At 65.5% G+C, this 12,153-nt stretch carries 12 protein-coding genes and 1 pseudogene; 4 read left to right on the top strand and 9 right to left on the bottom strand.

The annotated features are described in order from the left end of the window. Window positions 1-141 precede the first annotated feature (141 nt). Window positions 142-285: pseudogene (locus tag XCSCFBP4642_RS26260) on the top strand (D-alanine--D-alanine ligase A); the annotation flags it as partial. Between the two features lie 303 nt (window positions 286-588). Here XCSCFBP4642_RS26260 and XCSCFBP4642_RS26250 read toward each other — a convergent pair. The 3 genes from XCSCFBP4642_RS26250 to oleC all read right to left on the bottom strand — a co-directional run bounded on the left by XCSCFBP4642_RS26250 (window position 589) and on the right by oleC (window position 3,574). Next, complete coding sequence (locus tag XCSCFBP4642_RS26250) at window positions 589-747, bottom strand: DUF1328 domain-containing protein (protein ID WP_003468167.1); 159 nt, start codon at window positions 745-747, stop codon at window positions 589-591. A 64-nt stretch (window positions 748-811) separates the two neighbouring features. After that, a complete protein-coding gene (gene oleD / locus XCSCFBP4642_RS0102390; RefSeq protein WP_029218378.1) occupies window positions 812-1,822 on the bottom strand; it encodes a 2-alkyl-3-oxoalkanoate reductase in 1,011 nt (336 codons plus the stop codon). A gap of 99 nt (window positions 1,823-1,921) precedes the next feature. Continuing rightward, the gene (oleC, locus tag XCSCFBP4642_RS0102385) at window positions 1,922-3,574 is read right to left on the bottom strand and encodes an olefin beta-lactone synthetase (protein WP_029218377.1); all 1,653 of its coding nucleotides are present in this window, start codon (window positions 3,572-3,574) and stop codon (window positions 1,922-1,924) included. Window positions 3,575-4,174: 600 nt separating this feature from the next. Between oleC and XCSCFBP4642_RS0102380 the strand changes: the two genes are divergently transcribed. Next, window positions 4,175-4,558, top strand: a complete 384-nt coding sequence (locus tag XCSCFBP4642_RS0102380; RefSeq protein ID WP_029218376.1) for a YkgJ family cysteine cluster protein — start codon at window positions 4,175-4,177, stop codon at window positions 4,556-4,558. Between the two features lie 247 nt (window positions 4,559-4,805). On the opposite strand, the gene XCSCFBP4642_RS0102375 is transcribed toward XCSCFBP4642_RS0102380, so the two are convergent. The 4 genes from XCSCFBP4642_RS0102375 to XCSCFBP4642_RS0102360 all read right to left on the bottom strand — a co-directional run bounded on the left by XCSCFBP4642_RS0102375 (window position 4,806) and on the right by XCSCFBP4642_RS0102360 (window position 8,518). Continuing rightward, a complete protein-coding gene (locus tag XCSCFBP4642_RS0102375) occupies window positions 4,806-5,708 on the bottom strand; it encodes an alpha/beta fold hydrolase (protein ID WP_029218375.1) in 903 nt (300 codons plus the stop codon). A 156-nt stretch (window positions 5,709-5,864) separates the two neighbouring features. Then, a complete protein-coding gene (fic, locus tag XCSCFBP4642_RS0102370; RefSeq protein ID WP_425480181.1) occupies window positions 5,865-6,971 on the bottom strand; it encodes a protein adenylyltransferase Fic in 1,107 nt (368 codons plus the stop codon). 105 nt (window positions 6,972-7,076) lie between these two features. Beyond that, complete coding sequence (locus XCSCFBP4642_RS0102365; protein WP_029218373.1) at window positions 7,077-8,093, bottom strand: 3-oxoacyl-ACP synthase III; 1,017 nt, start codon at window positions 8,091-8,093, stop codon at window positions 7,077-7,079. Between the two features lie 101 nt (window positions 8,094-8,194). After that, window positions 8,195-8,518, bottom strand: a complete 324-nt coding sequence (locus XCSCFBP4642_RS0102360) for a DUF4156 domain-containing protein (protein ID WP_029218372.1) — start codon at window positions 8,516-8,518, stop codon at window positions 8,195-8,197. 383 nt (window positions 8,519-8,901) lie between these two features. Here XCSCFBP4642_RS0102360 and XCSCFBP4642_RS0102355 point away from each other — a divergent pair, with 383 nt between their 5' ends. Further along, on the top strand, window positions 8,902-9,363 hold the full coding sequence (locus tag XCSCFBP4642_RS0102355; RefSeq protein ID WP_029218371.1) for an XAC0231 family protein: 462 nt from the start codon (window positions 8,902-8,904) through the stop codon (window positions 9,361-9,363). A gap of 26 nt (window positions 9,364-9,389) precedes the next feature. After that, the gene (locus tag XCSCFBP4642_RS0102350) at window positions 9,390-9,866 is read left to right on the top strand and encodes a tRNA (cytidine(34)-2'-O)-methyltransferase (RefSeq protein WP_029218370.1); all 477 of its coding nucleotides are present in this window, start codon (window positions 9,390-9,392) and stop codon (window positions 9,864-9,866) included. Window positions 9,867-10,179: 313 nt separating this feature from the next. On the opposite strand, the gene XCSCFBP4642_RS0102340 is transcribed toward XCSCFBP4642_RS0102350, so the two are convergent. After that, window positions 10,180-11,403, bottom strand: a complete 1,224-nt coding sequence (locus XCSCFBP4642_RS0102340) for an MFS transporter (protein WP_029218369.1) — start codon at window positions 11,401-11,403, stop codon at window positions 10,180-10,182. A gap of 104 nt (window positions 11,404-11,507) precedes the next feature. Beyond that, window positions 11,508-12,122: a hypothetical protein gene (locus tag XCSCFBP4642_RS0102335; RefSeq protein ID WP_029218368.1), complete on the bottom strand. Its 615-nt coding sequence runs from the start codon at window positions 12,120-12,122 to the stop codon at window positions 11,508-11,510. Between the last annotated feature and the right edge of the window lie 31 nt (window positions 12,123-12,153).

The following is a 12,153-nucleotide window of genomic DNA, read 5'->3' as shown; positions in this document are numbered from 1 at the left end:
GGCCCATGGCGACCATCGCGCCCTGCGGCGAGGAGTGCAGCGTCCGTGTGGAGTTGCTGGCTGCACGATCTGCCGACTTCCTTCGGCCGGCCGGTCACGGGCATGCTGACGCCCTTCTCGAACCGTTGGCAGGAGCAGGCAATGCGCAAGATCCGGGTCGGTCTCATCTTCGGCGGCAAATCGGCCGAGCACGAGGTCTCGCTGCAATCAGCGCGCACTATCCTGCAGGCGCTGGATCCGCAGCGCTTCGACCCGGTGCTGATCGGCATCGACAAGCAGGGCCAGTAGCATCTGAGCGCGCCGGACGGCTTTCTGCGTCTGCCGCGGCGCAGCCGCGATTGCTGTGCGAGGTCAATCGCGTGCCGCCCAATGCAGCCTCGATGGCCCTGCATCGGCAGCTGGGATTGGTCCCCATCGGCGCGGCATCGCTGGCGTGTGGCAAGCAGCTTCTCTACTTGGAAAACGCCGGTAGCGCCTATCCGCCGCTTCGAAGAGCGCCAAAACGCAGATGGCCCGCCTCCTTGCGGAAGCGGGCCATCTGCGTGCCGACCGGCAGCGCCGCTGCCGGGACGTATCGTGCGTGAGGCGTTATACCTTGCCGCGGCGGAACATCGAGATCACTGCCAGGATCAGGAACACCACGAACAGGATCCAGGCGATGTTGGTCGCCGCGCCGGCGATACCGCTGAAGCCAAGCACAGCGGCAATGATGGCGATGACGAAGAAGATGATGGCGTAATGCAGCATGGCAATGGTTCCAGAAGTTGTCGTGCCGAATCGGCGCAGACGTATCTTGTGGATGTGCCGGTCTTTATCGGGTGATGGCGATGTCGTTGGAAGATGAGGATCGCAGCCTGTTCAAGCCTTCTTCGATGCTGATCCGCGGCACATAGCCGAAGTCGCGGCGCGCCGGCTCCATGCTGTACCAATGCGGCGTGCATAGCTGCTCCACCAGGAACCGCGTCAGCGGCACTTCGCCTGGCAGACGCAACAGTGGCCACACCGTCTCGCATATTGCACCGATCCGGTAGGCGGTCTTGAAGGAGAGCGAACGCGTGACTGCCGGTGCGTCCACCGCAGCCAGCAGGCGGTTGAGCAACTCGCGCATCGGCAGCGGCTCGCCGTTGGAAATGAAGTACGCTTTGCCGGCGCAGGCAGCGCCCGGCGCCAGATGCTCGAACGCAGCGAAATGCGCCTGCGCCGCGTTGTCGATGTAGGTGCTGTCCACCAGGTTGCTGCCATCACCCACCATGCGTAACCGCCCGGCACGTGCGCGCGCAGCCAGACGCGGAAGCAGATGATGGTCGCCCGGCCCCCAGATCAAACGCGGGCGCAACGCCACCGTCGCCAGCTGCGCGTCGTTGGCCGCCAGCACTGAACGCTCGGCGATCGCCTTGGTGGCGGCATACGCGGCGCGCAGGTCTTGCCCATACGGCACTTCGTCGGCACCCAGCCCCTCCACCGGGTTGGTGGCGCGATGGGTGACGCTGGGCGTGGAGGTATAGATAAGCCGCGGCACGCCATTGGCGCGGCAGGCATCGAGCACGTTCTGCGTGCCCACCACGTTGGCCTGGTGGTAGCTGTCATAGCTTCCCCAGGCACCGGCCTTGGCAGCGTTGTGAAACACCGCATCGATCCCGCCAAAGGCATGTCGCACCGCCTGCGGGTCGGCCAGGTCGCCACGGATCTGGCCCACGCCCAGTGTCTGCAGCACCGGGTAATCGCCGCGCTGGAAGCTCACCACCTCATGCCCGCGCGCGCGCAGGCCACGGCACAACGCCTGGCCCAGGAAGCCGCCACCGCCGGTGACCAATACCTTCATCGCGCCGCACCGTTCGTTCGAGGGAGCACACCATAGCCGGCCGCCATCGCCTTGGCGAATGGCCCGCCGACACGCAGCCGATTGATTTGCTGCAGCCCGTTATCCACGTTGTTGCGCCGCCCACACCGCCAACGTCTCGCGGCCGATCTTGGCGTTGTGGCGAATGTCGACCGGAAAACCGGGATGTCGCAGGAAACGCGCGATGCCGGCAGTGTGCGGATGCGCCGCGCCCAGCGCATGCAATGCGGTGTGCACGTCCGCAAAGGCCGATGCCGACACGCCGGGCTGCAACTCCACGCACAGCACCGGCTGCTGTTGCCCTGGTGCGCCCACACCGACCAACGCCGTGCGCCGCACCTGGGGATGCACGTTGAACACCGGCTCCACCTGCTCGGTGTACAGCGGGCCGCTGGCCGTTTCCACGCGATGGGTCTTGCGCCCGCAAAACCACAAGCGCCCTTCCGCATCGAAATAGCCGACATCGCCCATGCGGTGCACGATGCGCTCGCTGCCATCGTCGCAGCGCTCGCGGATCTTGGCGATCCGCGTGGCCGCATCGCGATTGAAATAGGTATCGGTGGTGGTGGGCCCGGCGACAGTGATCTCGCCGACTTCGCCTACGGCCAGAACACGCACGCCGCTCCAATCGGCAATGGCCGCATCGTCGATGGCAATGATGCGCACCTGGTTGGGCGCGACCACCTGGCCCACGCAGGTGCCGGCACCGGCTTCGGTGGCAGCACGGGTTGCATCCAGGGTGCGGCCTTCGATCGCCGCCACCGGCAGACATTCGGTGGCGCCATATGGTGTCCAGAAGTGCGCATCGGCCGGCAGCAGCGCGCGAATGGTGGCCACCACATCCGGCGGCACCGGCGCCCCGGCAGAAGTGGCCAGGCGCACGTTGGGCAGCGGCTGCCCATAGTCGGCCAGCACGCGCATCAACGCCGGCGAGCCGAACAACTGCGTCACGCCGAAGCGATTGAGTGCATCGTGCAGCTTGCGCGGGTCGGCCGTGGCCGGACGGGTCGGGTCCATATCCGGAATTACCGAGGTCAGCCCCAGTGCCGGATCGAACAGGGCAAACGGCGGGAACGTCGGCAGGTCCACGCCACCGGGCTGCATGCCGAAGGCATTACGCAGCAATTCGATCTGCCCGACAAAATGCCGGTGCCGGTAGACCACGCCCTTGGGCACGCCGGTGGAGCCGCTGGTGAACAGGATCGCCGCGACATCGTCCGGCGCAGTATCGGCCAGTTGGCTGCCGGCACCGGCACCATCGCGCTCCACGCGCGCCAGCGTCACACCGCCCCAGCCGTAGCGTCCGCCGACGGTGACGATCTGCCTGGCAGAGCGCGCCCAGCGCAGCAACCGGCGTGCCAGCTGTGCCAGCGCAATGCCGATAAACGCCTGCGGCTGCGCTTCGTCCAGACACTGTTTGAGCGCGCGCTTGTCGATGCCCGGATCCACCAGCACCGGCACCGCACCGGCCTTGAACAACGCGAACATCAGCAGGAAGAATTCCGGCGACGGCCGCACCATCACCACCGCACGCGCGCCACGGCCGATGCCGTGCAGCGCCAGGCCAGCCGCAATCGCATCGCTGCGCGCGTCCAGTTCGGCATAGCTCAAGGTCACATCATAGGCCGCAAACCCATTGGCGCCACGGCGCCCCGGGCAACGGATGGCGATCTGGTCGGGGCGCTCGCGCGCCAGCTGCGGCAAGCTGGCCGCGATATTGCAGAGACTGGTCATCGCATGATTATCGCGGATAACGCGTCGCGCACGGGGCTGTGCGCGACGCGTTGTACGGACTTTCTGCCTCCGTCGAGGACAATCGCCCTGTGTGGTGCGAGGCGCCTGGGCAGACCGCACTACACGCAGGAACGTAGCTGGCACCCCGGGGGCGTCGCCGTGCTCACGCATCGTGGTCTGGATGTAGACGCCTCGCACTGCGATCGGCGGTACCCAGCCACGTGACTGCGGTGCACCTGGGGTGACAGGCCCTCAGCAAACGGCGCGCGCGCCAGCTCCGGGCTGGCCCATGCTGCAATCGGCAATGCTGCAACGGTGACGGCGCCATTGCAGAGCAGGTCGCTGTCCACGCTGTTGGCGAACGCGGCAACACGCCGGGTGTAACAAGGCGAGCAGTAGATCGGCGCCGCCAAACCGCTGCCGCGGATAGCAAGCCTGCCGAACACTGTTCTTGCCCTGTCTTCGGCAGGCAGGCCCCTGCCACGCCTGCCGCCCCATGAACCGCTAATGGGGCCACGCATGCGCCCCTTGTGTCAGCGCGCAATTCGGTCAGAATGCCGCGCTCTCCACGTTGTTTTGCCGCGCAAGGCCCGGCATGCCATGGCACACCCCTGCCTTACCTGCGGCGCCTGCTGCGCCTATTTCCGCGTCAGTTTCCACTGGAGCGAAGCCGACCCCGCCTTGGGCGGCAGGGTACCGATCGAGTTGACCGACGCGCTGCGCACCCATGAACGGGTGATGCGGGGGACCTCGCAATCCCAGCCACGGTGTATCGCATTGGATGCCGACATCGGCCGCTATAGCCGTTGCAGCATCCACGACCGCCGCCCGTCCTCCTGCGCAGCGGTGCCTGCCTCGCTGGAATTTGGCCACCGCAGCGCGCAGTGCGACAAATCGCGCCTGGCGCATGGCCTGCATGCGTTGACCGAAGCCGACTGGGTCGGTGTGGACGACGCACAACGCAATCCTTTGCCGACGCTGTAAGGTTTCAGCGCGGCGCGTGCACACCCTTTCTCAGCGGTAATACCGGCGCCCTGCAGGGATTGCCACGGCGGCGCACCGTGGCTGCTTCGAAAATGCAGTGCAGCGCTGCGCCCGGCGGAGAACCGGCCATCCAGCTCATCGACGGATCGGGACCACGCCGAGTAACGCACGGCGTGCCCGGGGGTGGCGCGGCGAGCGACGGTTCATCACTACCTTCAACGCACACGGCATTCGATGTGCTGCCGCGCTAGAGCGGATTGCGCTCCAGGAACGCACGAATCGCCGGCACCAGCACCTCGTGCTTGTCTTCCAGCACATAGTGGTTGGCATCGTCGAACGCAGTGACCTCGGCCTGCGGCAGCGCGCGACGAAAGCCGGCCAGAAAGTGCTTGTCGAAGCAGATGTCGCGCAGGCCCCAGGCAATGAAGGCTGGGCGATCGGCGAACGAAGGTAGCGCCTGCGCCGAGCGTTCCAGCAACGACCAGCCCTTGTCGGCCGGCGACAGCGGAATGTCCTGCATGAAGCGGATGGTGGAGATCCGGTTGCGCCAATCGTTATAGGGCGCCACGTAGGCGCGGCGCACGGCAGATGGCATGCGCCGCGACACCCCCAGCCACGAGGTGCCGGACGAGAACGCGTTGAAGGTGCGGATGAACCATTCGCCCGGCCGCCAATGACGTCCCATCGCGATCTGCCAGGGCATCGGCTTTTCCGACGGCAGCGGGAAGGCCGCGGTATTGGTGATCACAAGGCGTTTGACCTGCGCATGGTGCGACAACGCCCAGCCGAACCCGATCATGCCGCCCCAGTCGTGCACTGCCAGCGTGATCGGCCCGGTGATGCCCAGGTGCCGCAGCAGCGTGTCCAGATCGTCCACGCGCGATTGCAGGGTGTAGTCGTAACGGGGCTGCGTGTCGGGCGCATCGTCGGGCTTGTCGGACAGGCCCATGCCGATATGGTCGGGCACGATGCAGCGGTAGCGATCGGACAGGCCGCTCACCAGATGCCGCCACAGATAGCTCCACGACGGATTGCCGTGCAGCATCACGACTACCTCGCCATCGCGCGGGCCTTCGTCCAGATACGACATCGCAATGCCGGGACGCACTTCAAGGCGCTTGGGAATGAAGGGATAGCCGGGGTAGTTCATGCCAAAAGGATCCGGTGTGTTTCGAGAAGAGCTAGATCGCGCAGGCGTTGGCCTGGGCGATGCGGATAAAGAATCCTGCATCAATCGCGTACCCCGCCACATCAAACTAGAGCGCTTGGCACACATTTGCAGGAATCGTAAAGATCATGGTGCTTCTTACGGACGTGCACGGTAGGGCGGCAGTTGATGACCGTCAGCAGAGAGTAATTGCAGGAAGACAGGATGCAGGAACAGCTTCTCCTTGCCCAAGCGCTGCTCCTTGAGCACACCGATATCCACCAACTCCTTGAGATGACGCGCGGCGGTCTGGCGCGTCACGCCGAGCGCATCCACCACGTTTTGAATGCAGCAATACGGTTGATTGAAAATCACATCGACAAGCTCGCGGCTATATGTCCTGGGTGCAACAAGGCGAACGTGATCGCGCGCCTGCGCCTCCAGGCCGCGGATCGCCTGAATTTTCGCGGTTGTCCAGGCAGCGGTCTCCGCGACGGCAGCGAGCATGTAATGAATCCACTCGGCCCAGTGCCCGTGCCGGGTCACGTCCAGCAGCAGGCGGTAATAATCGCTGCGGTGGCGGATGATGTAGCGCGACAGATACAGCACCGGAACATCGAGCAACCCCTGTTCGATCAGCATCAGCAGATTCAATACCCGCCCAGTGCGACCGTTGCCATCGGTAAATGGGTGGATTGCTTCGAATTGGTAATGCGCCACTGCCATCCGGATCAGGGGATCGACCTCGGTGTGGTCGTGGATGAAGCGCTCCCAGTTCGCGAGTTTGTCGCGCAGCAGCGTTTCGCCCACCGGCGGGGTATAGATGATCTGCTGAATCTGGTCGTTGGCCAGCGCCGTACCCGGTACCCGACGAATCTGCATTTGCACCCCCTTGATGCGGCTGCACACCACAACTGCAGTGTCGGTACACAGCGGCCGCTGCTGGAGCGATTGAAATCCTTCGTACAGCGCACTGCGGTAACGCAGCGCTTCTTTGGTCGCGGGATTTTGGGCGCGCTCCTGATCGTCTGCGTAACGAAATAAATCGTCAGTGGTCGTGACGATGTTTTCGATCTCCGAGCTGGCTTGCGCTTCCAGGACCGGAATCGTGTTGATCAACACCGCCGGGTTAGGCAACAACGCCGCGGCTTGTTTCAACTCGGCCAGGGCGGTGCGGGCAACGATGCAGGCCTTGAGCAGGCTGCGGGTTTCGATGTCTCCCGCCGGCGGCAGCGGCGGAAGAGCATTGTGGGGGCTTGGTCGGATCGACAGCGGATGTGTCGTCCATGTCACCTGCTCATGTTGCAAGAACGAACATGATGCAGAGACGAGTACTAAAAATCCATTTTTTTTAACACGTCACGACAGCATTCACCAAACCACTTCCGCCATCGAGCAGTTCAGGCCAGAACCAATCCCCATCAGTGCGATGCGGTCGCCCTTCTTCAGGCGGCCCAGCTCCTTGAGCTTGCTCAGCACGATCGGTACCGAAGCCGGGCCGATGTTGCCGTGCTCGCCGAAGATGGTCATGACCTTGGCCGGGTCGATACCGAACGACTTCACGAATGAGGCGGTGTGCGGGCGGCTGACCTGGTGGATCACGAACTGGTCCACTTCGTCCACTGCCCAGCCCAGCACCTGCTTGGCGGCCAGGAAGGTCTTCTGCGCCAGCTTGATGCCTTCGATCAGCAACAGACGGGTGTCGGTGACCATGCGGTCCAGGTTGCCCCGGCACAGCTTGTTCCACTCGGTGGCCGAGCGGGTCACGCCGCCCTTGTAGCGCGGTGCGTCCGGCACCAGCTCCGAGCGCGCCATCACCATGGCAGCGGCGCCGCAGCCCAGGGTCAACGCGGCCAGTTCGTTGCGGAATTCCTCTTCGGTGACATCCGGCGAGGTCATGCGCTCCAAGGTCTTTTCATACACCAGGTTGGCGGTCTCGCCGTCGACGATCAGGGCGTAGTCGATTTCGCCACGCTCCAGCATGCGCGCGGCGATATCCATGCCGTTGATGAAGGCCAGGCAGGCGTTGGCCACGTCGAAGGTGACGCAGTGGTCGCCCACGCCCAGGTTGCCGGACACGATGGAAGCCGTGGACGGCTCCAGGTAGTCGCGGCTCACCGAGGTGTTGACCAGCAGGCCGATCTTCTCGATGCCGATGCCGGCATCGGTCAGCGCCTTGCGCGCGGCCTGGGTGGCCGCGTCGGATGCCTGGACATCCTGGTCCCACAAGCGCCGTGCATGGATACCGGCAACGTCGCCCAACACGTCGGTCTTGATCCCGAGACGGTCGTAGGTCGGTTGCAGGCGCTCGTTGATTTCCTTGGAAGTCAGCGTGTGCGGCGCATCAATATGCGCCAGTCCCGCGATGGAGACATTCTGGAAGAGCATCGAAGTAGCGCCATGGCGTCAGGCGAGGGGGCGCTAGTCTAGCTGCTGGCCGGTTTTACCGCATCTTTACAATTGAATCGCCCCCGCCCCAGCCCAACGGTTCAGCGCGGCGGGCAGCGGAAGGCGTTGAAGCGCTGGCTCCCCTCGGCCGGCTGGCCCTGCGCCTGCACGGCATTGGCGTTGGCGCCCGGCGCCTCGTTGCGGGCCAGGGTTTCCAGTTCTTCCTGCACGCGCAGCGGGTTGCGGTTGTAGAAGCCGACCTTGCTCTTGACCGACACCACCACCTCGCCCTGCTGCTGGCAGCCTGTCGGCACCGGGCCTGCGGGCAGCACCTGCACGCCTTTGCCGCTCTGTTCGATCGGCACCCAGGTGCACGCCGCGGTGGTGGTGGTGGCAACCAGAACAGACAGCATCAACACGCGCATACGTCGTCACACCTGAGGGCAAAGCCGGATTGTGCCGCAGTTGCCCGGCTACGAAACGCGTGCCGGGCGCAGGCCATACATCGCATTCAGCGCCCTCAAACGCGGCGACCTGCGTCGCGCGCCTCCAGCCTTGAGCTGTCCGCTGCTCCATGCAGCGTCCGGGTGTCCGGACACGGTCGCCATCCATTTTCAAAAAAACCATAAATAACAAACACATGCAAATGGCACGCCGTTTGCTCTCGTACGGGGAAGCTCCCGAACCAATCCTTAAGATGAATTTTTGCTGAACAAATGAGCAATACGCGCGAAAGTCCTTGCGCCTACCGGAACTGTGTACTACATCACTACAACACCACTGATCACCCACACCAAGAGACCTCGCCATGAATACCCAGACCCTGCGCATCGCCCTCTCCGCCGCCCTGCTTGCCGGCACCTCCCTGGCCGGTTTCGCCCAGGCCGCCAGCCTGACCACGCTGGACACCGTGCAGGTGCGCCCGGCTGCCGACCAGATCGCCCAGCAGACGCTGGAACGCAACAGCGACATCCGTACCCTGTCCGCCGTGCAGGTGCGCCCGTCGGCCGAGCAACTGGCCGCCCTGGCAGCCGAACAGGCCGGGCCGCGTGTCGTCACCATCGCTGCGGTACAGGTGCGCCCGTCAGCCGAACAGCGTGCCGAGCTGGTCGTGCGCAGCACGGCAGCGACCGCCCAGACCGCCTCCGGTCAGGCAGCCGCCGCGATCGGCGCGCTGATGGGCCAGGTCATCGTCAACCTGCCGGTGCCGCAGCTGCAGCCGTCGCCGGCCGAACTGGAAGCACTGGTCAGCGCCGCCATCAACCTCTGAGCACGCGCGCAGCTACACTTGCGCGCATGCCAGCAACCGTCCTCGATGTCATCCTGTTTCAACCGGAAATTCCGCCCAACACGGGCAATGTGATCCGCTTGTGCGCCAATACCGGCGCGCGCCTGCACTTGATCGAGCCGCTTGGCTTCGACCTCAGCGACAAGCAGCTCAAGCGCGCCGGCCTGGACTACCACGAATACGCGCCGCTCAAGGTGCATGCCGATCTGCCGACGGCCCTGGCGGCCATCGCCCCCCGGCGCGTCTTTGCGCTGAGCACGCGCAGCACCGTGCGTTACGACACCCCGCAATTTGCCGATGGCGATGCGTTCCTGTTCGGCCCGGAAACCCGCGGCCTGCCGGCCGAGGTGCTGGAGTCGATCCCGCCGCAGCACCGGCTACGGCTGCCGATGCGCCCGGACAACCGCAGCTTGAACCTCTCCAACACCGTGGCGGTGATGGTGTTCGAAGCCTGGCGGCAATGGAACTTTGCCGGCGGTCAGTAGCCACGCACCGCACCACCGGCCAGCACGCGGCGGCCGGCAGCGGCAGGCACCACGCTCCCGCACCGTTTCAGTGCACCGCGCATAGTGCGCCGAGCATTGCAGACCACGGCTGGAAGGGCATCCGCAGGTTGTCCCTGCATGCCTCAGCATTTCCTGGCCGTTCGCGATTTTCCCGCGCGAATGCGTGCTTGCCGCCGGTCGCCACCAGCACCGGATCGACGCTGACCAGCGTTAGCGTCGCAGTGCTTTGATCAGATGCTGCCCGCCGCGCACGTCCCTCCAATGTTGCGCCTTGCGTGACCGCACGCGCGCATCACGCCGACGGCTGCAGACCGGTGGCCGCCTGCAACATGCCGCGGCAGCCGGCCCATAGCGCCACCGCCAGCAACGCGATCGCACCCAGGGTCAGGAACGCGATGCGATACCCGAAGGCATGCGCCAGCCAGCCACCGAACGCCGGACTCAGTGCTGCGCCAATCCCCTGCACCGTCATCACCGCGCCCTGGCCGACATTGACCCGGCCGGTGCCTTGCAGCAGACGGGCCACCAGGGCCGGCACCACCACGCTTTGCAGTCCGGCGCCCAGGCCATCCAGCACCTGTACCGGAAACACGCCCCAGCCATGGATCACCGAGGCAGCCACCAGCGCGCGCAGCGGCAAGGCCATGAACGCGACCAACAACACCCACCACTGCCCGTGCACCCGGATCCAGCGCATCGCCAGCAAGGCCACCACCACCATCGTGGCCTGCGCCACCACGATCGTGGTGGCGGTCAGCGCGCTCGGGTCGCCGGCATGCGCCGCCACGATCGCCATGCCGTAGAGCGGTAGCATCGCGGCGTTGCCCAGATGGAACAGCCCCAGCGTGCCGGCCAGCAGCGCCAACGGGCGGCAGGTCAGCAAGACCCGCCAGCCGCCCAGCGTGTCTGCACCGTCGGCATCGCGCAGGCCACGTGCGGCACAGTGATCGATGGCGTCGGCCGGAATCGCCAGCACCGCCGCCAGTGCCAGCACGCCGAACACCGCCGTCAGTGCAAACACCGCCGTAAATCCGTAGCGCCACCCCAACCATCCGGCCAGCACCGCGGCCAGCATGTTGCCGGCATGGTTGGCGACCTGGTTGCGTGCCAGCTGATGGTCAAACCCGCGCGCGTGCACCAACCCCAAGGTGATCCCGGTCAATGCCGGGCCGATGCCGGCCGCCGCAAGCGCCGAGGCGATCTGCGCGGCGACCACACCGGATGAGGTAGGCCGCAGCCAGATCAACGCGGTGGCCAGCAGGATCGCCAGACAGCCGATCACCACCACCGCGCGCTTGCGCCGAGTGGCATCGACCAGCGCGCCGGCCGGCGTGGTAGCGAGCATGCCGGCGATGCCACCCACGCTCATCACCGTGCCGATCGCCCCCACCGACCAACCCTTTGACTGCAGAAACACGCTGAGAAACGGCCCCAGCCCGTCCTGCACATCGGCCACGCTGAAATGCAGCGCTTCCAGTGCGCGCGTACCGCGCGGCCTGGCCTGGGTCATCGGCATGGCAGTGCTCCGCCATGCGATGCAACGCCGGCACACAGGCCGGCGTGCGTGACAAACCGGAGGGCAACCATCTCAACCGCACACGGTGGCTGCATGTCCGGCTCCTAATGCTTGGGCTTGGGTTTGTGTGCAGGGCCGTGTGGCGGATGTGCGATTTGCTTCAGCGTCGCCGCCTTGCCGCCCAAGGCATGGGCATGGATCAGCAGGCCGTGCGGGGTTGCCTTGGTGTCGCCTTCGGCAACCAACGGCTTGCCGACCACCAATTGCCTGGCGAACTCGGCGCCGGCATGCGGCGGAAACCGCACGGTCACCTCGTCATCGAGCAACACGCCATGCACCTGCCCGTGCGGGCCGTGCAACAGCCGCGCGATGGTGCCGGCGTGCTGGGTGAGCTGCGGCGTGGGCGGCTTGCTGGCCGGCGGCTTGGGCTTGGGTTTGGCGTGCGGCCCGTGCGGGCCCTCATCGACGATGCGCTTGCCGCCCTCCGGGTCGATCGCCAGCGCCACCAGCATGTCGACATCGCGCGGCTTGAGGCCACGCACGGTGAGCGCGCTGCCCGGCTTGAGCGCCTTGAGCAGGGCCGCCGACAGGTGCGGCGGGGTGTGCACTTCGGTGCCGTCGGTCAGCAACAGGCCATCGATATCTGCCTTGGGATTGAGCAGGAAACGCGCCAGGGTGCCGCGGGTTTCGGGAAGGAAATCAGGGTCGACCCAATGCATGGAGTACTCCGAAGAAAGTGACCGGCAGTGC

The sequence above is a fragment of the Xanthomonas cassavae CFBP 4642 genome (assembly GCF_000454545.1).
GTDB lineage: Bacteria > Pseudomonadota > Gammaproteobacteria > Xanthomonadales > Xanthomonadaceae > Xanthomonas > Xanthomonas cassavae.
This window is presented reverse-complemented; position numbering and strand designations above follow the sequence as displayed.